Origin of the sequence: Microbacterium suwonense (assembly GCF_030296555.1) — a bacterium.
In the GTDB taxonomy this organism is placed as follows: domain Bacteria; phylum Actinomycetota; class Actinomycetes; order Actinomycetales; family Microbacteriaceae; genus Microbacterium; species Microbacterium suwonense.
The window spans coordinates 2,772,421-2,795,425 of record NZ_AP027728.1 but is presented as its reverse complement, the minus strand read 5'-3'; the positions used below and the strand labels follow the sequence as shown (position 1 = coordinate 2,795,425).

Sequence of the window (23,005 nt, the reverse complement as noted above, 5' to 3'; positions counted from 1 at the left end):
GGATCACAGCGCCCGCAGGCGGGGTGCGAGGTCGCGTTCGAAGAGAGTCATGAAGCGTTCCTGGTCGTGGCCGGGGGCGTGGAAGACGAGGTGGTTGAAACCCCAGTCGACGTAGTCCTTGATCTGCGCGACCACGGCATCCGGATCGGTGCCGACGATCCAGCGCTTGGCGACTTGGTCGATCGGGAGGGCATCGGCGGCCTTCTCCATCTCGATCGGATCGGTGATGTCGTGCTTCTGCTCCTTCGACAGCGACAGCGGCGCCCAGAACCGGGTGTTCCCCAGCGCCGCCTGCTCGGTCTCCTCGTAGGAGATCTTGATCTCGATCATCCGGTCGAGCTGCTCGAAGGTGCGACCGGATGCCGCCGCACCCTCCTTCACCGCGGGGACCAGCTTCTCCTCGTACAGCTCGCGCCCCTTGCCAGAGGTGCAGATGAACCCGTCACCGGCACGGCCGGCGTACTTCGCCACCAGCGGGCCGCCCGCGGCGATGTACACCGGGATGCCACCGTCGGGGACGTCGTAGATGGAGGCGTCGTGCGTGGAGTAGTAGTCGCCCTCGAAGCTCGTCCGCTCCCCGTCCACAACGCGCGCATCAGCCGGATCGACTCCCGCAGCCGCGCGAACCGCTCGCGGAACTCGGGCCACTCCTGCTCGCCCGCGCCCCGGAACCCCGTGGCGATCTCGTTCAGCGCCTCGCCCGTGCCGACGCCGAGGAACACCCGGTCGGGGTTCAGCATCCCGAGCGTCGCGAACGCCTGCGCGATGACCGCCGGGTTGTAGCGGAACGTCGGCGTCATCACGCTCGTGCCGATCCGGATCCGCTCGGTGCGCTCACCGACCGCCGCCGCCCACGCGATCGAGAACGGCGCATGCCCGCCGGTGTACCGCCACGGCTGGAAGTGATCGCTCACCGCGACCGACTCGAAGCCGTGCCCCTCGGCAGCGACCGCGATCTCCACCAGCTCACGCGGCCCGAACTGCTCCGCGGATGCCTTGTAGCCCAATGTCAGTGTCATCGGCGACCCTCCTCGTTGCTCGACGCGGCGACGCCCGCCGCGAATCCTTCTTCATAGCCGGCACGGTGCGCCTCATCCGCGCCCAGACGGAACATGTCACGCTCCGCGTCACGGACGATGCTCGCCGCGCCCGGCAGGTCGAGCTCGCCGACGAATCGCCCCATCCCGCGGACGATCGCGACCGGGCATCCGCTCAGCTTTCCCTTGACCAAGTCCCCCGCAGCGGCGAGCTCGTCGGCCACGCAGGGATGGGTGACGATCAGCGGACGTCCGGCACTGTCGAGCCGACCGTGCAGGTCGTCGAAGACACGCACCCCCGCAGCACCGATAGCGATGTCGGTCTGCCCATCGCGCCATGGCCTGCCCAGCGTGTCGCTGATGATCACACCCACGCGGACGCCGGTCGCAGCACGCAGGCCGGCCGCGAGCGCGCGGGCTGAGGCGTCCGGATCGAGAGGCAGCAGCAGCACCGTCCCCTCGGCGGTGTTGGATGCGTCCACACCGGCGGCCGCCCCGACGATGCCGAGCCGGTTCTGCACGATCCTGGTGACGCCTCCGTCCGCCCGCGGCCGCGTCGCGACGACGCGCACGGTCTCGGCTGTGATCGCCTCCTCGCGGTCGGCGGCGTGGACGATGCGCCCTTCCGCCTTCGAGACGATCTTGGAGGTGACGACCAGGATGTCACCATCGGTCAGTTCGTCGCCGTCAGCGGCGACGGCGGCCCGGATGAGCCCGGCGAGGTCGTCGCCGGCCTGCACCTCCGGGATACCGGGCAGGGCCCACACCAGCATCCGATCGGTCACCTCATCTCACCAGCTTCGGCAGGATGTCGCGGCCGGCGACCTCGATCCACTCCGCCTGGTTGCGGCCCACGTTGTGCACGTGCAGGGCGTCGAAACCGAGGTCGAGGAAGGACTGCAGGTGTGCGCGGTGGATGTCAGGATCGGATGCCACGGGAATACGCGTGCGGATGTCGTCGGCCGTCACCGACCGCGCCAGCTGCGCGACATCGAAAGGAGAACGGATGTCGCCACGCGGGAAGCGCAGGCCCGCCATCGGCCAGTCCCGCAGCGCCTGCGCCATCGCCTCGTCATCCGTCGGCGCCCAGGAGAGCTGAATGTGCGCGGTCTTCGCCGGTTCCGGCCTGCCCGCCTCATCCGCTCCGTCGCGAAGCGCTCCGACAAGCGCCACCATGCGCTCCCTCGGACCGGCAGGGACGACGATCCCATCGAGAGAACGCCCCGCCCGCCGGGCGGTCACCGGCCCAGCAGCCCACACCTGCACGGGCGGAAGGGTCTCGGGCATCGTCCACAGCCGGGCGGACTCCATCCGGAAGTGCGGCCCGTCATGCCGCGCATCGGCGTTCTTCGACGAGGAATGGAAGAGCTTGCGGATCAGCTCCGCCGCCTCGAACATCCGCGATGCCCGCTCATGCACCTCCGGCCAGTACGCGGCGGTGACGTGCTCGTCGATCGCATCGCCGGTGGCCAGGGTGAGCCGGTGCCGGCCGGGGTACAAGGCGGCGAGGGTCGCGGCGGCCTGGGCGATGCCGGCGGGGTGCATGCGATAGCCGGGGGCGGTCGTGAGGCTCAGCGCACCGGTGGTGCGCTGGCCGATCGCCCCGAGCACGGTCCACGCGAAAGATGCATTGCCCTGGCTCGGCAGCCAGGGCTGGAACCGGTCGGCGAGGCCGATGCCCACGAAGCCCTGGGTGTCGGCGAGCACCGCGACGTCCACGGCCTCGGATGGCGAGAGCTGTTCGAGCGAGAGAACGTGATGCACCCAGGCTCGCGTCATGCTGCAGGGCCTCTCTTCTCGGCGTCGTCACTCGCGACTGAGCTTAGCGGTCTGGGTTCACCCCGCCGCCTCCTCAGCCCGCTCCTGCACCTCGATCGCGGCGGTGTCCGGTTCGTATTCCTGGATGTGCCGCTCATCCACCCCGTTGTACGCCGAGAGCGGTCGGATCAGCGCGTTCGAGGCCTGCTGCTCGAGGATGTGCGCCGTCCAGCCGGTGATGCGCGCGGCGATGAACAGCGGCGTGAACGTGAGCGTGTCGTAGCCGATCAGGTTGTATGCCGGGCCCGAGGGGTAGTCGAGGTTGGGGTAGATGCCCTTGCGGGAGACGAACTCATCCTCCAGCGTCGAGTAGAGCTCGGCGACATCGGGCCGGTCGTAGTGCTGCACCAGCGAGTCGAGCGCGGCCTTCATGGTCGGCACGCGCGAATCGCCGCGCTTGTACACCCGGTGCCCGAAGCCCATGATCTTGCGCTTCTCGGCGAGAGCCCGATCCAGCCAGCCCTTCACGCCGTCCGCCGTGCCGATCTCGTCGAAGATGTGCATGACGGCCTCGTTGGCCCCACCGTGCAGGGGTCCCTTCAGCGCGCCGATCGCACCGACGACAGCCGAGTACAGGTCGCTGAGCGTCGAGGTGATCACACGTGCCGTGAACGTCGACGCGTTGAAGGAGTGCTCGGCGTACAGGATCATCGATCGGTTGAAGGCATCGACGACGACAGCATCCGGCTCCTCGCCGAACGTGAGCCACAGGAAATTCGCGGCGTAGTCGAGGTCGTCGCGCGACTCGACGATCCGCTGACCGCGACGACGACGCTGACCGTAGGACACGATCGCCGGCAGCACGGCGAACAGCTTCAGGCTCCGCTCGAGATTCTGCTCGGGCGTGCCGACGGCATCCAGCACGTTGCCGATACCGGCCGTCTCGATCGCGCCGATCACGCTGACCGCGGTGCGCACCTCGTCCATCGGATGCGAGTCGATCGGCAGCGCGTCGATGGCGGCCTTCACCTCTGGCGCCAGCGCACGGTTCGCGCGCTCGGTCGCGCGGAAGTCCGCCAGTTCGGATGCCGTGGGCAGTTCTCCGTGCCAGAGCAGGTAGGCGACCGCCTCGAAGGGCTGGGTCGCCGCGAGCTCCTGCACAGGATAGCCGCGGTAGAGCAGGCTGTTGGTCTCGGGGTTGACCTTGCTGATCGCGGTGACGTCGGCGACGACGCCGGCGAGACCCTTCTTGATGTCGTTGTCGCTCATTTGGTCACTCCTTCGTGATGGTGAAGTTGAAGACGCCGGAGTCGAAGTGGTTGTACGACTCGTAGTCGATGAGGTCATACAGGTCGGCACGGTGCTGCATCTCGCCGAGCTTGGAGGTCAGGTGCCCCTCCTCATTCAGAGTATCGAGTGCACGGCCCGCCGCGCCCATCGCGATGCGCAGCAGCGACACCGGCCAGATGACGATGTTCACGCCGACGTCGCGCAGCTGGTCGACGCTGAACAGCTCCGATTTCCCGAACTCGGTCATGTTGGCCAGGATCGGCACGTCCACGGCATCGCGGATCGCGGCGAACTCCTCGAGCGACCGCATCGCCTCGGGGAAGATCGCGTCGGCACCGGCATCCGCCAGCGCCTTCGCCCGGTCCTTGGCTGCCTCCAGCCCGTCGACGGCGGCGATGTCGGTGCGCGCCATGACCAGGAAGTTCTCGTCGCGACGGGCATCGACGGCGGCACGGATGCGCTTGATCGCCGTCTCCGAGTCGACCACGGCCTTGCCGTCGAGGTGACCGCAGCGCTTCGGATTGACCTGGTCTTCGATGTGGGCGCCGGCGATCCCGGCATCCTCCAGCGTCTGGATGGTGCGCGCGACGTTCATCGGCTCGCCGAACCCGGTGTCGGCGTCGATGATCGCCGGCAGGTCGGTCATCCGCGCGATCTGCGCGCCCCGGCCGGCCACCTCGGTGAGCGTGGTCAGCCCGATGTCGGGCAGGCCGAGGTCGGCCGAGAGCACGGCCCCCGAGATGTAGACGCCCTCGAAGCCCTTCTGCTCGATGAGCCGCGCGGAGAGCGGATTGAACGCGCCGGGGAACCGCAGCAGCTCGCCAGAGCGCAGCCGTTCGCGGAATGCCCGGCGCTTCTCATGCGCCGGTGTGGTGGAGTACAGCATCAGAGGATTCCTCCTTCACTGCCCGTCTATTTGTGTCGAACGCGCCGGATCCGGTCGAAAAACCATGCGTTTGGCACAAATAGACGGGCGTTGGGGTCAGAAGAGGCCGCGCGGGGCTTCGGGGGCGGATGCCAGGAGGCCCGGCTTCGCGGTGATGGACAGCTCGCCGACCTCGGCGGCAGTCAGCTCGGGCAGACGCTGCACGAGCTCGAGGAACCGCTCCACCTCGAGGGCGTCGAGCACGGGTTCAGCGAGGATGCGGAACTTGCGGATGTACTGCTCTCGGCCGAACGGGCGGGCACCGAGCGGGTGCGCGTCGGCGACCGCGATCTCGTCGGTCACGGTCTCGCCAGTGGCCAGCGTGATCTCCACGCGACCGCCGAACGCCTTCTCGGCCGGGTCGATGGAGTGGTAGCGGCGGGTCCATTCCGGGTCCTCGGCCGTGGTGACCTTGCGCCACAGCTCGACGGTGTCGGTGCGCTGCGCCCGCTCGGGCAAGTACGAGTCGACGTGGTGCCAGGTGCCGTCCTGCAGGGCGACGGCGAAGATGTACGGCACCGAGTGGTCGAGCGTCTCTCGCGACGCGGTCGGGTCGTACTTCTGCGGGTCGTTCGCGCCCGAGCCGATCACGTTGTGGGTGTGGTGGCTGGTGTGCAGCACGATGCTCGCGATGTTCGCCGGGTCGCGGAGCTCGGGGCGGTCGGTGCCGAGGCGGCGAGCCAGGTCGATGATCGCCTGCGCCTGATACTCGGCGGAGTGCTCCTTCGTGTAGGTGTCCAGGATGCCGCGCTTGGCCTCACCCGCAGCGGGTAGGGGCACGTCGTACGACGCCTCGGGACCGTCCAGCAGCCACGCGATCACGCCGTCCTCGCCCTCGTAGATGGGCGACGGGCTGGTCTGGCCGCGCATGGCCCGGTCGACGGCCTCGACGGCCATCTTGCCGGCGAAGGCCGGGGCGTGTGCCTTCCACGTGGAGATCTCGCCCTTGCGGCTCTGCCGCGTGGCGGTCGTGGTGTGCAGCGCCTGTCCGATGGCCTGGTAGATGGTCTCCGCATCGAGCCCGAGCATGGTGCCGATGCCGGCCGCAGCCGAAGGGCCGAGGTGGGCGACGTGGTCGATCTTGTGCTTGTGCAGCGAGATCGCGCGCACCAGGTCGACCTGGATCTCGTAACCGGTGGCGATTCCGCGCACGAGCGCGCGGCCATCGCATCCGGCGTGCTGGGCGACGGCCAGGATCGGGGGATGTTGTCGCCCGGATGCGAATACTCGGCCGCCAGGAAGGTGTCGTGGTAATCGAGTTCGCGCACGGCCACGCCATTGGCCCATGCCGCCCACTCCGGGCTGGTGCGCTCGTCAAGTGCGGCGCCGAACACGGTCGAGCCCGCACCGCCGGTGGAGACCGGGTGGCTGAACGCCTGTGCGCGGGCGGCGACGATCGGGCCGCGGGTGAGGGATGCCGCGGCGACGGACGCATTGTCGATGAGGCGGTTGATGATCATCTCGATCACCTCGGTCTCGACCTCGACCGGGTCGACGGCGACCTCGGCGATCTTCCAGGCGAGCTGCTGTTCGCGGGGCAGCTCCTCTTCGGAGCGGTAGACGCGGACGTGATGGGTGACGGTCATGATGATCCTTCCGGAAGGGAGCTGTGACCTCGGAGCGAGTCCAAGATGCTCTCGAGCGCGTTGTGCAGGTGGACGTGGGTGGCGTGCGCGGCGAGTTCGGCATCGCCGGATGCCAGGGCGCGGGCGATCAGGAGATGTTCGGATGCCGAAGCCGCCAGCCGCTCCGGCTTGTCGCGGGCCATCCGCCGCACCCGCACGAGGTGCGTGCGCACGGTGCGCAATGCGGAGGTCAGATAGTCGTTGCCGTGCGAGGCGTCGACCTGGGCATCCAGTCGTGCGATGAGTGCGTAGTAGGCATCCCGGCCCTCGTCGCCGGCGAGATCCACACGTGAGAACTCGGATGCGAGCGCCGCGAACGCCTCGACGTCGCCGCGCTGCGCGGCCAGGCGTGCGGCGGTCTCCTCCAGCGCCCGGCGGATCTCGAACAGGGAGCGGATGTCATCGGCATCCAGGTCGGCGACGACTGTGACCCGGGGCGACTGCTGCACGGCGAGTCCGTCGGATGCGAGCCTTCGGAGCGCCTCGCGCAGCGGCGTGCGGCTCACGCCGAGGCGTGCGGCCTGCTCGACCTCCGCCAGCACGGCACCGGCCGGCAGCGCCCCGGACTGGATCTCATCGAGGAGCACCGCATAGGCGCGGTCGCTCGCGCGGGTCGATTCAGCAGCGATGGTCACAGCCTCAGTGTATACACAAAGGCGGCAATGGGCGAGCATCTGTCGCCCGACTGGAGATTTACGTATACATACCGATGTCGATCCTCGGCCTTGCACTCTCGGTACTCAGTGTTACTATGTACCAGTATTCAGCGACACTGAGTAGTGATGGAGGCCGAATGGGCAGGCAGCTGACCGAGATGCTCAAAGGCACGCTCGAGGGCGTCGTGCTCGCACTGCTGTCGGGCGACCCCGCCTACGGCTACGAGATCACCACACAGCTGCGTAACCGCGGATTCGACGAGATCGCCGAGGGCACGGTCTACGCACTGCTGGTGCGCGTCGAGCAGAAGGGCCTCGTCGACGTCGAGAAGGTGCCCAGCGAGAAGGGCCCGCCGCGCAAGGTGTTCACGCTCAACCCACGGGGTGAGCAGGAGCTTGCCGAGTTCTGGGATACCTGGCGTCTTCTCTCGGCACGCATAGAAGCACTGAACCCCGAAGCCGGGAAGGACTGACATGGCAGCCAGATGGATCGAAGCGCTCACCGGATCGCTCGAGCAGAAGAAGCAGTACAAGAACGCCAGGGCACGCATCGAGGCGCTTCCCGAACCACACCGCACGGCCGCGAACGCCCTGCACCGGTACCTCATGCACTACGGCGGCATCACCGACGGCGACACCCTGGTGCAGATGTTCGTCGACCTGGCCGACCTGTGGGAGCGCGCAGCGGTGGACGGCACCACGGTGAACGAGATCACCGGAGACGATCCGGTCGAGTTCGCCGAGACGTTCGCACAGTCGTACGGCGGCGCGCGCTGGATCGACAAGGAGCGCGCCCGCCTGGCCGAGGCGATCGACAAGGCGACGAAGAAGGACGGTCATGACTGAGGCGGCCATCCGCGTCCACGGCATCGAGAAGTCGTACCAGGACCTGCAGGTGCTGCGCGGCGTCGATTTCGAGGTCGAGCAGGGCACCGTCTTCGCCCTGCTCGGATCGAACGGCGCCGGCAAGACGACGCTCGTGCGCATCCTCTCGACTCTGTCCACGGCGGATGCCGGCACGGCATCCGTCGGCGGTTTCGACGTCGCATCCGAGCCGTTGCGCGTACGGGAGTCGATCAGTCTGACCGGGCAGTTCGCAGCGGTCGACGAGATCCTCACCGGGCGTGAGAACCTCGCGCTGGTCGCGAGGCTGCGCCACCTTCCGGATCCGGGAGCGGTGGCGGATGCCCTGCTCACGCGATTCCAGCTCACGGATGCCGGTGAACGGCGGGCCGGCACGTATTCCGGCGGTATGCGGCGACGCCTCGACATCGCGATGAGCCTGGTCGGCGACCCCGAGGTGATCTTCCTCGATGAGCCGACCACCGGCCTCGACCCCGAGGCGCGCATCGAGGTGTGGAGAGCCATCAAGGAGCTCACCGGCAAGGGGACGACGGTGCTGCTCACCACGCAGTACCTCGACGAGGCCGAGCAGCTCGCCGACCGCATCGCCACCCTGCGCTCCGGACGCATCATCGCCAACGGCACCCTGGCCGAGCTGAAGCAGCTGCTGCCTGCTGCGAAGGTCGAATACGTCGAGAAGCAGCCGACGCTGGAGGAGATCTTCCTCGCACTGGTCGGCCCATCCGCATCCGAGGAGAGGAACGCGGCATGACGACGCACTTCCTCGCCGACACGGCAGCCCTCACCGGCCGTTCGATGCGGCACGTCCTCCGCAGCCTCGACACCATCATCACCACCGCGATCACCCCGATCGCGATGATGCTGCTGTTCCTGTTCGTGTTCGGCGGGGCGCTGCGGCAGAGCATCGGGGCGCAGAGCTACGTGAACTACCTGCTCCCGGGCATCCTGCTCATCGCCATCGCATCCGGGATCGCCTATACGGCACTCCGGTTGTTCACTGACCTGCAGGGCGGCATCTTCGAACGGTTCCACTCCATGCCGATCGCCCGTTCGAGCGTGCTGTGGGCCCATGTGCTCACCTCGCTGGTCGCGAACGGCATCACGCTCGCGATCATCCTCGCCGTCGGGTTCCTGTGCGGGTTCCGCACCCCGTGGGCCCGCTCGCCTGGCTGGCCGTCGCCGGCATCCTCCTGCTGTTCACCCTGGCACTGACCTGGCTGGCCGTGATCGCCGGCCTGTCGGCGAAGACGGTCGACGGGGCGAGTGCCTTCTCGTATCCGCTGATCTTCCTGCCGTTCGTCAGCTCAGCGTTCGTGCCGGCCGAGACGATGCCCGGCCCGGTGCGCTGGTTCGCGGAGAACCAGCCGGTGACCTCGATCGTGAACTCGATTCAGGCGCTGTTCGCCGTCGAGCCGGTCGGTTCCGACATCTGGGTCGCGCTGGCGTGGTGCCTGGGCATCCTCGTCGTGTCCTACCTGTTCGCGATGCGCGCGTATCGCCGTCGGTTCGCCTAGCAGCCGGAGCGACACTGATGAGACGGGAAAGGGAGCTCACACGGGAACGGGAGCGACCTGTTCCTCCTGCACCGCGGGTTCGCCGAGCTTGACGATCACGACGCCCGCCATCACGAGCACTCCGCCCAGGAGCTGGATCGGCCCGGGCAGCTGGCCCAGCAGCAGCCAGCCGAACAGCATCGCAGCGATGACCTCTGCGAGCGCGACGAAGGATGCCAGGCGCGATCCCAGCATCCGTGTCGAGGCGATGCCGAGCACGTAGGCGAGGGCCGTGGCGAGCAGTCCGATGGCGAGCACCGGCACGAACCACGGCACGGTCATCTCCGAGACCGGGCCGAACCGGTAGGCGACGTCGTCGAAGTTCCACGCCATCGGCAGCACGCCGACAGCGCCGGCGGCTGTCAGCCCGAGCGCGCCGAGCAGCAGCCCCGCACCTGCGAGCGCGATCGGCGGCAGCCCGGTGTCCTCCCGGGCCGAGAGCACGAAGTACGTCGCGGCGCCCACCATCGCGCCCAGAGCCCAGAGGATGCCACCCGCGTCCACCCGCGCACCGGTGAGGATGTCGAGCATGAGCACCAGCCCGACGAAGGCGATGACCGCGCCGAGAATGCTGCGGCCGGTGGGCTTCTCACCCCGGCGCAGCCACAGCCACAGCACGACGGCCACCGGGGCGGTGTACTCGATCAGCAGCGCGATGCCGACATCCATCACGGCGACCGCCTGGAAGTAGAACAGCTGAGTGGCGGTGACCGCGAGCAGGCCGTAGGCGACGATCATCCCGGCGTTGCGGCGCAGCAGCGCCCACCGGCCGCGCAGCGCAAGGACCGTGGGCACGAGCAAGATCAGCGCCGCCACCCAGATGCGGGCTGTGACGGCCGCACCCGGCGTCCATCCGGCGTCGATGAGCCCGCGCGCCCAGGCACCGGACATGCCGAACGAGAAGGCGGCGCCGAGCGCGACCAGCAGGCCGGCGCCGACGCGCGACCTCGCGCGCGTGTCATTTACAAACTGCTCCATGAGAGATGACACTATTGCTCTGCAATGTAAGGTGTCAACATGATGTTCACCAGTGACACGGAGGAGGCGCTGCGCGCAGCCGTCGCGCTCGTGAACTCTGCGGAGCGACCCGACACCCTTTCGACCCCCGAGGACTTCTCCTCCTTCCTGTCGGAGTATCCATACACCGGGCGCATCGACCGCGATGACGCCGAACTGCAGACGCTGCGCGAGCTGCGGCCCCGCCTGCGCGACATGCTGCTCGCCCCGCGAGACGAGATGGTCGAGCAGGTCAACGCCGCCCTCGCCGACGTCACGCTCACCCCGCGCCTGACCCGTCATGACGCGGCCGACTGGCATCTGCACGCCGTCGCGGACGATCATCCCCTGGCCGAGCGCATCCTCGTCGAGACCGCGATGGCACTGATCGACGTCATCCGTGCCGAGGAGGGCAGTCGCCTGGCTGTGTGCGCGGATGCCGATTGTCAGGCGATCGCGCTGGATCTCTCGCGCAACCGCTCGAAGCGCTACTGCTCCACCACCTGCGCGAACCGCAACGCCGTCGCCGCATATCGCGCGCGGCAAGCGCGCTGACCGGCGCGCCCGGACGGTTCGGATGCCGGGAATCGACCGCCGGCATCACGCCGAGCGGTGACCGACCACTCCCTTGCGCAGCAGGGCGTTGCCGTACTTGCGGGTCTCGCCGGTGCGCACCATCAGATAGGCGCTCTTCGCGATGCCGTAGTAGGCGAAGCGCTCCACGAAGCCCGTGCTGTGCTCGGCTGTGCCCGCGGCGGCCATCAGTTCGCGCTGCACGTCCAGCACGGTGGCATCCGCCGACTCCATCAGATCGAGGGCGGGCGCGTCGTCCAATGGCAGCACCGAGCAGATCGCCGCGACCACCTCGGGCGTCGTCGTACCGGGCAGATCGACGACCCGCGCGCCGAGCGCCCAGGCAGGGAAGTGCGCGTCGGCCACGACGACCGAGTCGGAGTGACCCATCCGGTCCAGGTGCAGCAGCAGCTCACCGGTGAGAAGCGGGTCGATTCCCTCAAGCATCCGTCAGTCCCTCCTCCGTCTTCGAATCGCGCAAGATGCTGCGATTCGACTCAGGATGCAGCAATTCGCGCGATTCGAACGATGTCATGCCGTCAGTCCCTCCTCGGCCAGGTTCCGCCACAGTTCGGCGGGGATCTCCAGGCGGGCGTATTCGGCGTTCTGCGCCAGCTGGGCGGGCGGCTGCCGCCGACCACCACCGAGCGCACCAGCGACGACTGCAGCGGGAACTGGATCGCGGCGGCCGGCAGCGGCACGTCGTGGTCCTTGCAGACTGCGGCGATGCGCACCAGCCGGCCCCACAGCTCCTCGGGCAACTGGCCGTACTCGTAGCGGCCGGAGCGTTGCGGCTCGGGCTGCGCGAGCAGCCCGGAGTTGAAGACGGATGCCGCGACGATCCCCGTCCCGTGCTCCGCGCAGGCCGGCAGCACCTCAGCCGCAGCCGGCTGCTCCAGCAGCGTGTACCGGCCGGCGACCATGATCAGGTCGAGGTCGGCCTCGCGCACCGACCGGGTCAGGGCATCCGTCGCCATCGAGCCGACGCCGATCGCGCCGATCAACCCCTCGGCACGCACCTTCTCGAGTGCCGGATACGCCTGCGCCAGCGCGAGATCGAGGTCGTTGCGCTCGGGATCGTGCAGGTACAGCACATCGATCCGGTCCAGGCCGAGCCGTTCCTGCGACTCGGCGATGCTGGCGCGGATGCCCGTCTCGCTGAAGTCCCACTCGCGACGCAGGTCGTCGGGCACGAAGAAGTCGTGGGCCGTGTCGAGCCCTCCGGGCTCGTGATCCGGATTCGGGCGCAGCAGCCGCCCCGCCTTCGTCGACACGACGAACTCGTCGCGCGACTTGGTCTGCAGGAAGGCGCCGAGCCTGCGTTCGGACAGCCCGAGTCCGTAGTGCGGTGCGGTGTCGAAATAGCGGATGCCGGCATCCCAGGCGGCCTCCAGCACCGCCCACGCCTCCTCGTCGCTCAGCGCGCGGAAGAGGTTGCCGACGTTCGCGGCGCCGTACCCCAGTGCGGGGAGCCGGCCGGGCAGGGCGTCCGCTCCGGACAGCCGGTCGGATGCGGATGCGTGTGCGGATGCGGATGCGGATGCGCTGAGCTCAGGCGACGACATGCTGACCCGTCCAGGTGTACTTCGCAATGCTGTCCGACTTCATCTCCATGCTGGTCCCCGCCGCGGTGGGCGCCAGGTACGAACCGCCCCGGATGTCGGTCGGCACGACGAAGTGCTCGTGCAGGTGGTCGACGTACTCGATCAGTCGCCCCTCGCGTGTGCCGCTGACGGCGACGAAGTCGAACATCGACAGATGCTGCACGGCCTCGCACAGCCCCACCCCGCCGGCGTGCGGGCACACCGGCACGCCGAACTTGGCGGCCAGCAGCAGGTTGGCGATGTTCTCGTTGACGCCGGCGACGCGCACCGCGTCGATCTGCATCACTGCGATGGCGTTCGCCTGCAGCAGCTGCTTGAAGATCATCCGATTCTGGGCGTGCTCGCCCGTGGCGACCCGGATCGGGGCGACGCCGCGTGCGATCTCGGCGTGGCCCAGAACGTCGTCCGGGCTGGTGGGCTCCTCGATCCAAGCCGGGTGGAACTCGGCGAGCGCGTTCACCCACTCGATCGCCTCAGAGACCTCCCAGCGCTGGTTGGCGTCGATCGCGATCGGGAAGTCGGGTCCACACACCTCGCGGGCCTTGCGGAAGCGGCGAATGTCGTCGTCGAGGTCGGCGCCGACCTTAAGCTTGATCTGGGTGAAACCGTCGGCCATCGCCTCGCGGGCCAGGCGCTCGAGCTTCTCGTCCGAGTACCCGAGCCAGCCGGGGCTCGTGGTGTAGCCCGGGTAGCCCGTGGCCAGCAGCTGCCGCTCACGCTCGGCCCGTCCCGGCTCGGCCGCGCGGAGGATCTGCAGCGCGTCGTCACGGGTGAGGGCGTTGGTCAGGTAGCGGAAGTCGACCAGGTCGACGATCTCCTCCGGCGCCATGCGCGCGAGCAGCTGCCACAGGGGCAAGCCGGCGCGCTTGGCCTTGATATCCCACAGTGCATTGATCACGGCGCCGATCGCCATGTGCATGACGCCCTTCTCGGGGCCCAGCCAGCGCAGCTGCGAGTCGCCGACGATGTCGCGGAAGGTGCCGCCCATGTCATCCAGCAGCGGCTCGACCTCGCGGCCCACCAGGTGCCCGGCCAGCGCGTCGATCGCGGTGACCTGCACGTCGTTGCCGCGTCCGATCGTGAACACGAACGCGTGCCCCGAGATGCCGTCGTCGGCATCCGTGCGCACGATCACGTACGCCGCCGAGTAGTCGGGGTCGGGGTTCATCGCATCCGAGCCGTCCAGGCTGAGCGAGGTGGGGAAGCGGATGTCGCTGGTCTCCAGCGCGACGATACGACTCACGGGGCTCCTTCGATTGCGTCCAGAAGGTGACGCAGGTACTTGGAGTGTAAACATCCGATGTCTATACTGTCAACGGCGGGAGCCGCGACGGCATCCGCGATCCGCGACCAGAAGGAGAACCATGAAGTTCGCGCGACTTGGCGAGGCGGGAAGTGAGATCCCCGTCGTCGTCGACGAGGGCCGCTACTACGACCTGCGCTCCGTGACATCGGATGTGAACGGCGATTTCCTGGCATCCGATCCGGTGGACCGCACGCGTGCCGCGCTGGATGCCGGTGAGCTGCCGGAGCTGGCGGATGCCGAGGGCCTGCGCATCGGTGCGCCGATCGCCCGCCCGAGCGCGGTGATCTGCATCGGCATGAACTACGCCGCGCACGCCGCGGAGTCCGGCTCGGAGCCCCCGACCATCCCGATCCTGTTCCTGAAGACACCGAACACCGTCGTCGGTCCGAACGACGCCGTCACCATCCCGCGCGGCAGCGAGAAGACCGATTGGGAGGTGGAGCTCGGCGTCGTGATCGGCACCAGGACCGCGTACCTGGATTCGCCCGAGGAGGCGGATGCCCACATCGCCGGCTACGTGCTCGCCAACGACGTCTCTGAGCGCACCTTCCAGCTCGAGGTGTCGGGCGGGCAGTGGTCCAAGGGCAAGATCGCCGCCGGCTTCAACCCCACCGGTCCCTGGCTGGTGCCGGCATCCGAGATCGATTCGACGAACCTGGGCCTGCGCAGCTGGGTCAACGGTGAGCCGCGACAGGACTCGAACACCGCCGACCTGATCTTCGACGTGCGCACGATCGTGCACCACCTCTCGCAGTACGTCACCCTCGAACCCGGAGATCTGATCCTCACCGGCACCCCGCAGGGTGTGGCGCTGTCGGGCAAGTACCCGTACCTCAAGCCCGGGGATGTGGTCGAGGTCGAGATCGACGGGCTGGGTCGCCAGCGTCAGGAGTTCGTGGCATGGGCGCGATGAGCGTTGACGGCCTCGTCGCGATCGTCACGGGCGGGGCATCCGGAATCGGCGCGGCGATCGCCCGCCGTCTGCACGAGGAGGGTGCGCAGGTAGCCGTGCTCGACCGCGACATCTCGGGAGCGGATGCCGAGTTCACCGCGTTCACGGCCGACGTCTCCGACCGCGCCTCGGTGAACGCGGCCGTCGCCGCCGTGGCCGAGAAGTTCGGCGGCATCGACATCGTGATCAACAACGCCGGCATCGGGGCGCAGGGCGACGTCGCCGCGAACGACGACGACGAGTGGGCGCGCGTGCTCTCGATCAACGTCACCGGCATGGCCCGCGTGAGCGCGGCGGCGCTGCCCTGGCTGCGTAAGTCGGCCTCCGCGGCGATCTGCAACACGGCATCCATCGCCTCGACCACCGGCCTGCCGCAGCGGGCACTGTACTCGGCATCCAAGGGCGCCGTCTCGGCGCTGACCCGCGCCATGGCCGCCGACCACCTGCGCGAAGGCATCCGCGTCAACGCCGTGAACCCCGGCACCGCTGACACTCCGTGGGTCGGGCGGCTGCTGGATTCCGCCGCCGATCCCACCGCCGAGCGCGCCGCGCTGCAGGCCCGTCAGCCGCACGGCCGGCTGGTCTCGCCGGATGAGGTCGCCGGTGCCGTGCTGTATCTGGTCAGCCCCGCCTCGGGTTCGACGACCGGCACGTTCATCGAGGTCGACGGCGGCATGGCAGCCCTCCGCCTCCGCTCCGAATAGCCGGCCGCCGCTCGCGCGGCCGTCCCCGCCCGTCCAGGTCGCAACGGATGCCGCTCACACGCCCATCCCCACGTCCAGGTCGCAACGGATGCCGCTCCGCCGGCACTACGACGGCATCCATTGCGACCTGGGCACTGGTTTCCACCTGTGGATAACGCCTGCGGCGGTCGTGCCCGACGTGCCATCGTGATGCGATGCCCGCTCCACGACCGCTTCCCGACAGCCTCAGCCGCACTTTCAGCGTGCCGCAAGCGCTGGAGGCTGGAGTCGGCAGGGGCCGGCTCCGGCGGGCCGACCTGGAGACGCCGTTCCACGGCGTACGCGCTCGACCCACCTCATTCGATCTCGACGGGCTGGATCCATACACCCGCCAGCTCACCGAGCGTCGCATCCAGGCATGGAACTAATGGATGCCGCTCGAACGCGCACTGAGCGACATCCATTGCGACTTGGACGACAGACACCCGTTGCGACCGACGAGACGACCCGCGCCGGTCAGCGGATGCCGTAGAACGCGAGCGCGTTCGACCAGAACAGCGCATCGGCGTCGACCCCGCGCGACGCGGCCCAATCGGCGACGGTGCGGAACCAGCGCTGCCGCGCCCCGATCACGTACGCGCCGTCCTCGAGCCGTCCGAAGTCGATCGACGACACCGGCCAATCGCTCCCCCACATCAGCCGCTCGGCGCCGAACGCGTCCAGCGCGACATCCAGGAACGGCGTCAGCTGAGCATCCGTCCACACCCCACCGGACTCCGCCGGCAGTCCCGACAGCTTGCAGTGCACCTGCGGCTGCGCGGCCAGCTCGCGCAGGTCGTCCACCCAGCCGGCATCCGGAGCCGAAGGGGCCGACGCCGTTCCCACCGACGGCTTGCCGAGGTGATCGAGCACGATCGGCAGGTCGGGAACGGATGCCGCGAGCGCCGTCACATCCGGGATCTGCTGCGCCCGCACGCAGGCGTCGAAGGTCCAGCCCCGGCGTGCCAGCATCCGCGCCCCGCGCCGGAACGCCTCCGTGCGAGCGAGCCCGTCGCGCTCCGACTGCAGCAGGTGCCGCACCCCGATCACGCGCTCGTGCTCGGCGAGCGCGGCGAGCTGGGCATCCGTCTCCGCTCCACGATCCAGCCGGGCCCCGGCCACGATCGCGACCACCCCGGTCTCGAGTGCGATCGAGTCGACCCAGCGCACCTCGTCCAGGGACCGGCCCTCGACGGGATCGGCCTGCACGAAGATCGCCGCCTCTTCATCGACGCCCGCGAGCTGCTCCTCGAGGATCTCCTCGGCGGCGAACCGCCAGTCCAGCGGGCCCTCCAGCCACTCGTACTCCAGAACCGCCGGGTCCCACAGGTGCAGATGAGAGTCGATGACGCGCATGTCTCCATCGTCACACACGCCGCCGCAGACATCCGATCATTATGCGAAGATGTGGCCATGGCTGTCACAGACGAGGCGATCGAGAAGATCAAGGCGATGATCGTCAGCGGCGAGCTCGGACCCGGCGACCGGCTGCCGCCCGAAAAGGAGCTGGCCGAGCGGCTCGGACTCTCCCGCAGCTCCATGCGCGAGGCGGTCAAGGCGCTGGAGGTCATCCGCGTGCTCGACGTGCGCCGCGGCGACGGCACCTACGTCACGAGCCTCGAACCTCACCTGCTGCTGGAGGCGATCAGCTTCGTCGTCGACATGCACGACGACGACTCGCTGCTGGAGCTGTTCGCCGTGCGACGGATGCTGGAATCCCAGGCCACCGGGCTGGCCGCCGGCTATGCCACGGAAGCCGAGGCGCAGGCGCTGCTGGACGAGATCGAAGCCGTCGACCCCGAGGTCGTCACGATCGACGACCTGGTCGCGCACGACATCCACTTCCACCACGAGGTCGTGCGCCTGGCCGGCAACGACTACCTCGCCAGCCTGATCGACGGGCTGAGCAGCCAGACCATCCGCGCGCGGGTGTGGCGCGGACTCACCGAGCAGGGCGCCGTGGAGCGCACCCTCTCGGAACATCGGGCCATCGCCGAGGCCGTCGCCCAGCACGACGCCGCGCTGGCGACGTCTCTGGCCACCGCGCACGTCGCCGGCATCGAGCGCTGGCTGCGCCAGGCCGTCAAGCCCTGACCCCGACGAACGGAAGACCATGACCATCGATCAGCCCCACCGCAGCGGCGTCGTGATCGTCGGCAGCGTGACCGCCGATGTGACCGCCTTCTCGCAGCGGCTGCCCGCACGCGGCGAGACCATCCTCGGCGAGGAGTTCACGATGGTGCTCGGCGGCAAGGGGCGAACCAGGCCGTCGCGGCCGGGCTGGCAGGTGCACGCACGAGCTTCGTCGGCTGTGTGGGAGACGACCTGTTCCGCGACCTCGTCGTCGACGGGCTCTCTGCCGCGGGCGTCGACCTGACCCATCTGCGCACCGTCCCCGGGCCCACCGGAATCGCGCACATCCGCGTGGACGCCTCGGCGCAGAACGACATCGTGATGGTCCCGCTCGCCAACGCCCGGCTCAGCGCCGGGCAGATCGACGTGGCACTGGCGGCGTTGGCCCCGACGACGTCCGTGCTGCTCACGCAGCTCGAGACCCCGGCATCCCTCACCCTGCACATCACCGCGCGCGCCCGCGAACACGGCATGACGGTCGTGCTCGACCCGGCTCCTGCTGCCGAGCTGGACGCCGCGGTCTGGGCCGGTATCGACATCGTCACGCCGAATGAGACCGAGGCGACGGTGCTCAGCGGTATCGAGGTGACCGACCCCGCATCGGCCGAGCGCTCCGGTCGCTGGTTCCTCACCCAGGGCGTCGGCGCGGCCGTGATCACCATGGCCGAGAAGGGATCCTGCGTGGTCACCCCCGAAGGGACGACCTTCATCGAGCCGATCTCCGTCGAACCCGTGGACACCACCGCCGCCGGCGACGCCTACGCCGGCTACCTCGGCGCGGCTCTCGCCGAGGGATGGACGCTCGCCGAGGCCACTCGTCTCGCCGGCGCCGCGGGCGCCATCGCCGTCACGCGCCAGGGCGCCTCCCCAGCCTGCCGAGGCGCGATGAGGTCGACGCGCTGCTGGCATCCCTGACGTGATCCAGCGCGCAGACCCCGCCGCGCTACCCTCGAACCATGAGCGAGTGGGTCAGTTCCGCCATCCGAGTGCTGGAAGCGGATGCCAACCGCTCCGCCGACACGCATCTGCATCTCTTCCCACTGCCTGCCGAGTGGGGCATCGACCTGTATCTGAAGGACGAGTCGGTGCATCCGACCGGCTCGCTCAAGCACCGCCTCGCACGCTCGCTGATCCTCTATGGCCTGGTGAACGGCCTGATCGACGAGGGAACGACGCTGGTGGAGTCGTCGAGCGGGTCGACCGCCGTCTCTGAGGCGTACTTCGCCCGGATGCTGGGGCTCCCCTTCATCACGGTCGTCCCGCGCTCGACCAGTCAGGAGAAGATCGACCTCATCGAGTTCTCCGGCGGCCGCTGCCACTTCGTCGAGAACGCCTCCGAGATCTCTGCTGAGGCCCGCCGGCTCGCCGCGGAGTGCGGCGGCCACTACCTGGATCAGTTCACCTTCGCCGAGCGGGCGACCGACTGGCGCGGCAACAACAACATCGCGGAGAGCGTGTTCAGCCAGCTGGCGCAGGAGCGGCATCCGATCCCCCGATGGATCGTCGTCGGCGCCGGAACCGGCGGCACCAGCGCGACCTTCGGCCGCTACGTGCGCTATCGCCGTCATGCCACGCAGGTGGCCGTGGTCGACCCGGAGGGTTCGGCGTTCTACGCCGGCTGGAAGGGCGATGCGGATGCCGTGGGCTCACCCTCGCGCATCGAGGGGATCGGTCGGCCCCGGGTCGAGTCGTCGTTCGTGCCGAGCGTGATCGACGAGATGATCCAGGTGCCGGATGCCGCATCGGTCGCCGCCGTGCGGCTGCTGCGCGAGCGCACGCTGCACTGGGCGGGCGGTTCGACCGGGACGAACCTGTACGGCGCATTCGAGCTGATCGCGCGGATGCGTCATGCCGGCGAGACCGGCAGCGTCGTGACGCTCATCTGCGACAGTGGTGTGCGGTACGCGGACACGTACTACTCGGATGCCTGGGTCGCCGCGCAGGGCTGGGACCTGGCGCCGCACCGGCAGCGCATGGAGCGCTTCCTGGACACCGGGCTGTGGTGAGCGATCAGCCTCACATTCCGGCATCGACTGCTGCCGATACGTTCATCGGCTGCTCCCGCGCCCACGGCGCAGCGCTCGGCACGCTGATGTGCTCGGTACGCTGACGTGCTCGGTACGCTGATGTCATGACCACGCTCATCCTCACGGTCGCGGGAGCGGATCGCCCCGGACTGGTCTCCGCCGTCGCCGACCTCGTCGACGCCCATGGCGGCAACTGGGAGAACAGCAGCCTCGCCGAGTTGGCCGGAACCTTCGCGGGCGTGATCGAGGTCACGGTGGCCGAGGAGCGCGTCGGCGAACTGCAGAGGGCGCTGCGCGAGCTGGACGGGATGCTGACCGTGACCGTCAACGCGGGCACTGCTCCCGTGCACGATGACACGCAGCCGCGACGCGTCTCGGTGACGGTGCTGGGCGACGACCGGCCCGGGATCGTGCGCGAGGTGTCGGGAGTGCTCAGCGCTCACGCACTCAGCATCGAGAGCATGACCACGCAGACACGTGACGCGGCGATGGCCGGCGGACGGCTGTTCGAGTCCGCAGTGACGGCGAGTGTTCCGGCATCCGCTGATCTCGACGCCCTTCGCGACGACATCGAGCGACTCACGCACGACCTGCAGGTCGACATCAGCATCCTCTGAACGGCTTCTGCAGCAGACGACACCCCGCGCGGATGGAACGTCCTCTCTCGCCCTGCGGAACCGGCGCTCTCCCTCCGCGCCGCATATGCCACAGTGGTGGGAGCGCTGCCGACGCGGGCAGCGGGAATGCCGAGGATGCCCGATGACCGACGACCGTGACGCACGCGTGCTCTCCGCTCTGACGGCCGAGCTGCCCGAGGGCGCCGTCCTCACCGCGCCCGACTCCCTGCAGGCGTACCGGCGCGACCGCGCCGAGGACCCGGATGCCGGCACACCGCTCGCCGTCGTGCGGGCGACCTGCACCGAAGACGTGCAGGCCGCGGTGCGCATCGCCGCCCGCGATGGCGTCGGCATCGTGCCGCGCGGTGCGGGTTCGGGGCTGTCCGGCGGCTCCTCCGCCGTCGACGGCGCCATCGTCGTCTCGTTGGAGCGGATGCGGCAGATCACCGTCGACGCTGCCCTGCAGATGGCCGTCGTGCAGCCCGGTGCGTTCAACGCCGAGGTCAAAGCCGCGGCATCCGAGCACGGTCTCTGGTATCCGCCCGACCCGTCCTCTCAGGAGTTCTGCTCGATCGGCGGCAACATCGCCACCAACGCCGGTGGGCTGTGCTGCGTGAAGTACGGCGTGACCACCGACTATGTGCTCGGGCTCACCGTCGTGCTCGCCGACGGGCGCGCGGTGAAGCTCGGCGGCCCGCGGCTGAAGGACGTCGCCGGGCTCTCGCTGACCAAGCTGTTCGTGGGCAGCGAGGGCACGCTGGGCATCGTCACCGAGGCGACGCTGCGGCTCGTGCCCGCCCAGCGCACGCCCACCACCCTGGTGGCGGTGTTCCCCACCGTCGCCGGTGCGATCGACGCGGTCGTCGACATCAGGGCGGCGATGCGCCCGTCGATGCTGGAGTTCATGGATCAGATCACCATCAACGCCGTCGAGGACATGATGCGCATGGAGCTCGACCGCTCGGCGGCGGCCATGCTGATCGTGCAGTCCGACGAGCCCGCTGAGGTCGCCGGCGCGCAGATCGAGGCCATCGAGCAGACCTGCGGCCTGCACGGCGCGACCGAGGTGTACGCCACCAGCGACCCGGATGAGAGCGAGGCGCTGATCGAGGCGCGGCGGCAGGCGATCCCCGCGGTCGAGAAGCGCGGTGCCCTGCTGCTGGAGGACGTCGGCGTCCCGTTGCCGCGGCTGGGCGCCCTGATCGACGGGATGCGCGCGATCGCCGAGGCCCGCGGCGTCGAGATCGCCGTGGTCGCGCACGCCGGCGACGGCAACACGCATCCGCTGATCGTGCTGGATCCGACGGATGCCGAACAGCGCGCGCAGGCCGATCTCGCCTTCGGCGAGGTGATGGCGCTGGCGATCGAGCTGGGCGGCACGATCACCGGCGAGCACGGGGTGGGACGGCTCAAGCAGCCCTGGCTGGCGGACTACCTGGGTGACGACGTGCTGGAGCTGAATCTGCGCATCAAGAAGGCCCTCGACCCGCAGAACATCCTCAACCCCGGCGCGATCTTCGGCCCGGTCTGACCGGGTCGCGGCATCCGTCACGATTTCCTCCAGGTCGCGATGGTTGCCGCTGAAATCGCCGCAAAGCGGCATCCGTTGCGACCTGGAGCGCGCCGGGCCTCAGTCGGTCAGGCCGATGGCGTCGGGCTGCAGGCGGCGCAGCCAGTACTCGGTCTGCGCGACGTGACTCGCCGCGGCGGCTGAGGCCGCGACCGGATCCCGGGCCTCCAGGCCGCGCAGGATCGCGCGATGCCCGGCATCCGAGAGCGTCTTGATCTCGTCCGCGCTGTCGGTGCGGAAGATCCGGTACGCGCGCGAGCGCGCACGGAACACGGCGAGCAGACTCGCCAGCGCCGAGTTTCCCGCCACCTCGGCGATGCGCATGTGGAACTCGTGGTCCAGCCGGGACTGCTCATCGTCGTCGACGGTGGCCTCCAGCACGACCAGCAGCGCATCCAGTTCGGCGAGAACCTCTGCGTCGATGCGGGCCGTCGCCAGCGACGCGGCATGCGCCTCCAGTGCACGGCGCAGCTCGTACAGCTCCAGAATCGAGTCCAACGGCAACAGGCCGACCGTCAGTGAGAGGCTGCCGATCAGGTCGCCGGCATTCAGATCGCTCACGTAGCTTCCCGAGCCGTGCCGGGTCTCGAGCACGCCCAGTGCGGCGAGCATCCGGATCGCCTCACGCAGCGATCCCCGCGAGACTCCAGCTGCTCGCACAGGTCGCCCTCGCTGGGCAGTCGGTCACCCGGCTGCAGCGTGCCGTCGGCGATCAGTGCGCGCAGCCCGTGCAGCGCCGTGTCCAACACGCTCATATGATTCCTCTCCGCGACGGCGGAACGCCTGCTGCGATTCTG

24 protein-coding genes and 3 pseudogenes are annotated in these 23,005 nt (G+C 69.0%); 14 read left to right on the top strand and 13 right to left on the bottom strand.

The features are described from left to right. Positions 1–3: 3 nt before the first annotated feature. From fgd to QUE33_RS14035, 7 genes and pseudogenes are all read right to left on the bottom strand, one after another. Positions 4–1,019, bottom strand: a pseudogene (gene fgd / locus QUE33_RS14065) (glucose-6-phosphate dehydrogenase (coenzyme-F420)). Further along, complete coding sequence (gene cofE / locus QUE33_RS14060) at positions 1,016–1,810, bottom strand: coenzyme F420-0:L-glutamate ligase (RefSeq protein WP_286303170.1); 795 nt, start codon at positions 1,808–1,810, stop codon at positions 1,016–1,018. The pseudogene fgd and the gene cofE overlap by 4 nt, the downstream one beginning before the upstream one ends. Positions 1,811–1,823: 13 nt before the next feature. Next, the gene (locus QUE33_RS14055) at positions 1,824–2,816 is read right to left on the bottom strand and encodes a TIGR03557 family F420-dependent LLM class oxidoreductase (RefSeq protein WP_286300848.1); all 993 of its coding nucleotides are present in this window, start codon (positions 2,814–2,816) and stop codon (positions 1,824–1,826) included. Between the two features lie 57 nt (positions 2,817–2,873). Then, the gene (locus QUE33_RS14050; protein WP_286300847.1) at positions 2,874–4,064 is read right to left on the bottom strand and encodes a bifunctional 2-methylcitrate synthase/citrate synthase; all 1,191 of its coding nucleotides are present in this window, start codon (positions 4,062–4,064) and stop codon (positions 2,874–2,876) included. A 4-nt stretch (positions 4,065–4,068) separates the two neighbouring features. Beyond that, positions 4,069–4,971, bottom strand: a complete 903-nt coding sequence (gene prpB / locus QUE33_RS14045; RefSeq protein ID WP_286300846.1) for a methylisocitrate lyase — start codon at positions 4,969–4,971, stop codon at positions 4,069–4,071. A 96-nt stretch (positions 4,972–5,067) separates the two neighbouring features. Further along, positions 5,068–6,596: pseudogene (locus QUE33_RS14040) on the bottom strand (MmgE/PrpD family protein). Further along, positions 6,593–7,270, bottom strand: coding sequence for a GntR family transcriptional regulator (locus tag QUE33_RS14035; protein WP_286300845.1), 678 nt, complete (start codon positions 7,268–7,270; stop codon positions 6,593–6,595). The pseudogene QUE33_RS14040 and the gene QUE33_RS14035 overlap by 4 nt, the downstream one beginning before the upstream one ends. A gap of 158 nt (positions 7,271–7,428) precedes the next feature. Between QUE33_RS14035 and QUE33_RS14030 the strand changes: the two genes are divergently transcribed. The 4 genes and pseudogenes from QUE33_RS14030 to QUE33_RS14015 all read left to right on the top strand — a co-directional run bounded on the left by QUE33_RS14030 (position 7,429) and on the right by QUE33_RS14015 (position 9,669). Continuing rightward, positions 7,429–7,764 carry a PadR family transcriptional regulator gene (locus tag QUE33_RS14030; RefSeq protein WP_286300844.1) on the top strand — a complete coding sequence of 112 codons (336 nt, stop codon included), beginning with the start codon at positions 7,429–7,431 and terminating at the stop codon, positions 7,762–7,764. A gap of 1 nt (position 7,765) precedes the next feature. Then, positions 7,766–8,137 carry a DUF1048 domain-containing protein gene (locus QUE33_RS14025; protein WP_286300843.1) on the top strand — a complete coding sequence of 124 codons (372 nt, stop codon included), beginning with the start codon at positions 7,766–7,768 and terminating at the stop codon, positions 8,135–8,137. Beyond that, entirely contained in the window at positions 8,130–8,906 is a 777-nt protein-coding gene (locus QUE33_RS14020) for an ABC transporter ATP-binding protein (RefSeq protein ID WP_286300842.1), read from the top strand. The genes QUE33_RS14025 and QUE33_RS14020 overlap by 8 nt, the downstream gene beginning before the upstream one ends. Then, positions 8,903–9,669, top strand: a pseudogene (locus QUE33_RS14015) (ABC transporter permease). The gene QUE33_RS14020 and the pseudogene QUE33_RS14015 overlap by 4 nt, the downstream one beginning before the upstream one ends. Before the next feature lie 36 nt (positions 9,670–9,705). On the opposite strand, the gene QUE33_RS14010 reads toward QUE33_RS14015, so the two are convergent. Then, a complete protein-coding gene (locus QUE33_RS14010) occupies positions 9,706–10,686 on the bottom strand; it encodes an EamA family transporter (RefSeq protein WP_286300840.1) in 981 nt (326 codons plus the stop codon). Positions 10,687–10,725: 39 nt separating this feature from the next. Here QUE33_RS14010 and QUE33_RS14005 point away from each other — a divergent pair, with 39 nt between their 5' ends. Beyond that, on the top strand, positions 10,726–11,259 hold the full coding sequence (locus QUE33_RS14005) for a CGNR zinc finger domain-containing protein (RefSeq protein ID WP_286300838.1): 534 nt from the start codon (positions 10,726–10,728) through the stop codon (positions 11,257–11,259). A 45-nt stretch (positions 11,260–11,304) separates the two neighbouring features. Here the strand turns inward: QUE33_RS14005 and QUE33_RS14000 are convergent, their stop codons facing one another. The 3 genes from QUE33_RS14000 to QUE33_RS13990 form a co-directional block, all read right to left on the bottom strand. Continuing rightward, positions 11,305–11,724, bottom strand: a complete 420-nt coding sequence (locus QUE33_RS14000) for an RbsD/FucU family protein (RefSeq protein WP_286300836.1) — start codon at positions 11,722–11,724, stop codon at positions 11,305–11,307. Between the two features lie 92 nt (positions 11,725–11,816). Further along, a complete protein-coding gene (locus QUE33_RS13995; RefSeq protein ID WP_350226468.1) occupies positions 11,817–12,842 on the bottom strand; it encodes an aldo/keto reductase in 1,026 nt (341 codons plus the stop codon). Continuing rightward, positions 12,829–14,124, bottom strand: coding sequence for an L-fuconate dehydratase (locus QUE33_RS13990; RefSeq protein WP_286300833.1), 1,296 nt, complete (start codon positions 14,122–14,124; stop codon positions 12,829–12,831). Before QUE33_RS13990 ends, QUE33_RS13995 begins: the two co-directional genes overlap by 14 nt. Before the next feature lie 121 nt (positions 14,125–14,245). On the opposite strand from QUE33_RS13990, the gene QUE33_RS13985 reads away from it, so the two are divergent. The 3 genes from QUE33_RS13985 to QUE33_RS13975 all read left to right on the top strand — a co-directional run bounded on the left by QUE33_RS13985 (position 14,246) and on the right by QUE33_RS13975 (position 16,250). Continuing rightward, positions 14,246–15,100 (top strand): fumarylacetoacetate hydrolase family protein, encoded by an 855-nt coding sequence (locus tag QUE33_RS13985; RefSeq protein WP_286300831.1) that lies wholly within the window; start codon positions 14,246–14,248, stop codon positions 15,098–15,100. Next, on the top strand, positions 15,097–15,843 hold the full coding sequence (locus QUE33_RS13980) for an SDR family NAD(P)-dependent oxidoreductase (RefSeq protein WP_378761137.1): 747 nt from the start codon (positions 15,097–15,099) through the stop codon (positions 15,841–15,843). The genes QUE33_RS13985 and QUE33_RS13980 overlap by 4 nt, the downstream gene beginning before the upstream one ends. 194 nt (positions 15,844–16,037) lie before the next feature. After that, entirely contained in the window at positions 16,038–16,250 is a 213-nt protein-coding gene (locus QUE33_RS13975) for a hypothetical protein (RefSeq protein ID WP_286300827.1), read from the top strand. A gap of 88 nt (positions 16,251–16,338) precedes the next feature. Here QUE33_RS13975 and QUE33_RS13970 read toward each other — a convergent pair whose 3' ends face one another. Next, entirely contained in the window at positions 16,339–17,217 is an 879-nt protein-coding gene (locus QUE33_RS13970; RefSeq protein ID WP_286300826.1) for an amidohydrolase family protein, read from the bottom strand. Between the two features lie 57 nt (positions 17,218–17,274). On the opposite strand from QUE33_RS13970, the gene QUE33_RS13965 reads away from it, so the two are divergent. The 6 genes from QUE33_RS13965 to QUE33_RS13940 all read left to right on the top strand — a co-directional run bounded on the left by QUE33_RS13965 (position 17,275) and on the right by QUE33_RS13940 (position 22,169). Beyond that, a complete protein-coding gene (locus QUE33_RS13965; RefSeq protein WP_286300825.1) occupies positions 17,275–17,955 on the top strand; it encodes a FadR/GntR family transcriptional regulator in 681 nt (226 codons plus the stop codon). Between the two features lie 19 nt (positions 17,956–17,974). Next, the gene (locus QUE33_RS13960; RefSeq protein WP_286300824.1) at positions 17,975–18,238 is read left to right on the top strand and encodes a hypothetical protein; all 264 of its coding nucleotides are present in this window, start codon (positions 17,975–17,977) and stop codon (positions 18,236–18,238) included. Then, on the top strand, positions 18,175–18,909 hold the full coding sequence (locus tag QUE33_RS13955; protein WP_286300823.1) for a ribokinase: 735 nt from the start codon (positions 18,175–18,177) through the stop codon (positions 18,907–18,909). The genes QUE33_RS13960 and QUE33_RS13955 overlap by 64 nt, the downstream gene beginning before the upstream one ends. Positions 18,910–18,950: 41 nt before the next feature. Then, positions 18,951–20,000: a PLP-dependent cysteine synthase family protein gene (locus QUE33_RS13950; RefSeq protein ID WP_286300821.1), complete on the top strand. Its 1,050-nt coding sequence runs from the start codon at positions 18,951–18,953 to the stop codon at positions 19,998–20,000. A gap of 125 nt (positions 20,001–20,125) precedes the next feature. Next, positions 20,126–20,638, top strand: coding sequence for a glycine cleavage system transcriptional repressor (locus QUE33_RS13945; protein ID WP_286300819.1), 513 nt, complete (start codon positions 20,126–20,128; stop codon positions 20,636–20,638). A 142-nt stretch (positions 20,639–20,780) separates the two neighbouring features. Further along, positions 20,781–22,169, top strand: coding sequence for an FAD-binding oxidoreductase (locus QUE33_RS13940; protein WP_286300817.1), 1,389 nt, complete (start codon positions 20,781–20,783; stop codon positions 22,167–22,169). Between the two features lie 99 nt (positions 22,170–22,268). Here the strand turns inward: QUE33_RS13940 and QUE33_RS13935 are convergent, their stop codons facing one another. Beyond that, positions 22,269–22,820, bottom strand: a complete 552-nt coding sequence (locus QUE33_RS13935; RefSeq protein WP_286303169.1) for a FadR/GntR family transcriptional regulator — start codon at positions 22,818–22,820, stop codon at positions 22,269–22,271. Positions 22,821–23,005 lie beyond the last annotated feature (185 nt).

Coding starts and splice junctions, on each gene's coding strand:
- QUE33_RS14005 (WP_286300838.1), top strand. CDS start 10,726: ATGATGTTCACCAGTGACACGGAGGAGGCGCTGCGCGCAGCCGTCGCG.
- QUE33_RS13960 (WP_286300824.1), top strand. CDS start 17,975: ATGACCATCGATCAGCCCCACCGCAGCGGCGTCGTGATCGTCGGCAGC.
- QUE33_RS14025 (WP_286300843.1), top strand. CDS start 7,766: ATGGCAGCCAGATGGATCGAAGCGCTCACCGGATCGCTCGAGCAGAAG.
- QUE33_RS13965 (WP_286300825.1), top strand. CDS start 17,275: ATGGCTGTCACAGACGAGGCGATCGAGAAGATCAAGGCGATGATCGTC.
- QUE33_RS14020 (WP_286300842.1), top strand. CDS start 8,130: ATGACTGAGGCGGCCATCCGCGTCCACGGCATCGAGAAGTCGTACCAG.
- QUE33_RS14010 (WP_286300840.1), bottom strand. CDS start 10,686: ATGGAGCAGTTTGTAAATGACACGCGCGCGAGGTCGCGCGTCGGCGCC.
- QUE33_RS14030 (WP_286300844.1), top strand. CDS start 7,429: ATGGGCAGGCAGCTGACCGAGATGCTCAAAGGCACGCTCGAGGGCGTC.
- QUE33_RS13950 (WP_286300821.1), top strand. CDS start 18,951: ATGAGCGAGTGGGTCAGTTCCGCCATCCGAGTGCTGGAAGCGGATGCC.
- prpB (WP_286300846.1), bottom strand. CDS start 4,971: ATGCTGTACTCCACCACACCGGCGCATGAGAAGCGCCGGGCATTCCGC.
- QUE33_RS13975 (WP_286300827.1), top strand. CDS start 16,038: ATGCCCGCTCCACGACCGCTTCCCGACAGCCTCAGCCGCACTTTCAGC.
- QUE33_RS13935 (WP_286303169.1), bottom strand. CDS start 22,820: ATGCTCGCCGCACTGGGCGTGCTCGAGACCCGGCACGGCTCGGGAAGC.
- QUE33_RS13980 (WP_378761137.1), top strand. CDS start 15,097: ATGAGCGTTGACGGCCTCGTCGCGATCGTCACGGGCGGGGCATCCGGA.
- QUE33_RS14000 (WP_286300836.1), bottom strand. CDS start 11,724: ATGCTTGAGGGAATCGACCCGCTTCTCACCGGTGAGCTGCTGCTGCAC.
- QUE33_RS13945 (WP_286300819.1), top strand. CDS start 20,126: ATGACCACGCTCATCCTCACGGTCGCGGGAGCGGATCGCCCCGGACTG.
- QUE33_RS13985 (WP_286300831.1), top strand. CDS start 14,246: ATGAAGTTCGCGCGACTTGGCGAGGCGGGAAGTGAGATCCCCGTCGTC.
- QUE33_RS14050 (WP_286300847.1), bottom strand. CDS start 4,064: ATGAGCGACAACGACATCAAGAAGGGTCTCGCCGGCGTCGTCGCCGAC.
- QUE33_RS13940 (WP_286300817.1), top strand. CDS start 20,781: ATGACCGACGACCGTGACGCACGCGTGCTCTCCGCTCTGACGGCCGAG.
- QUE33_RS13995 (WP_350226468.1), bottom strand. CDS start 12,842: ATGTCGTCGCCTGAGCTCAGCGCATCCGCATCCGCATCCGCACACGCA.
- QUE33_RS13970 (WP_286300826.1), bottom strand. CDS start 17,217: ATGCGCGTCATCGACTCTCATCTGCACCTGTGGGACCCGGCGGTTCTG.
- cofE (WP_286303170.1), bottom strand. CDS start 1,810: ATGCTGGTGTGGGCCCTGCCCGGTATCCCGGAGGTGCAGGCCGGCGAC.
- QUE33_RS14055 (WP_286300848.1), bottom strand. CDS start 2,816: ATGACGCGAGCCTGGGTGCATCACGTTCTCTCGCTCGAACAGCTCTCG.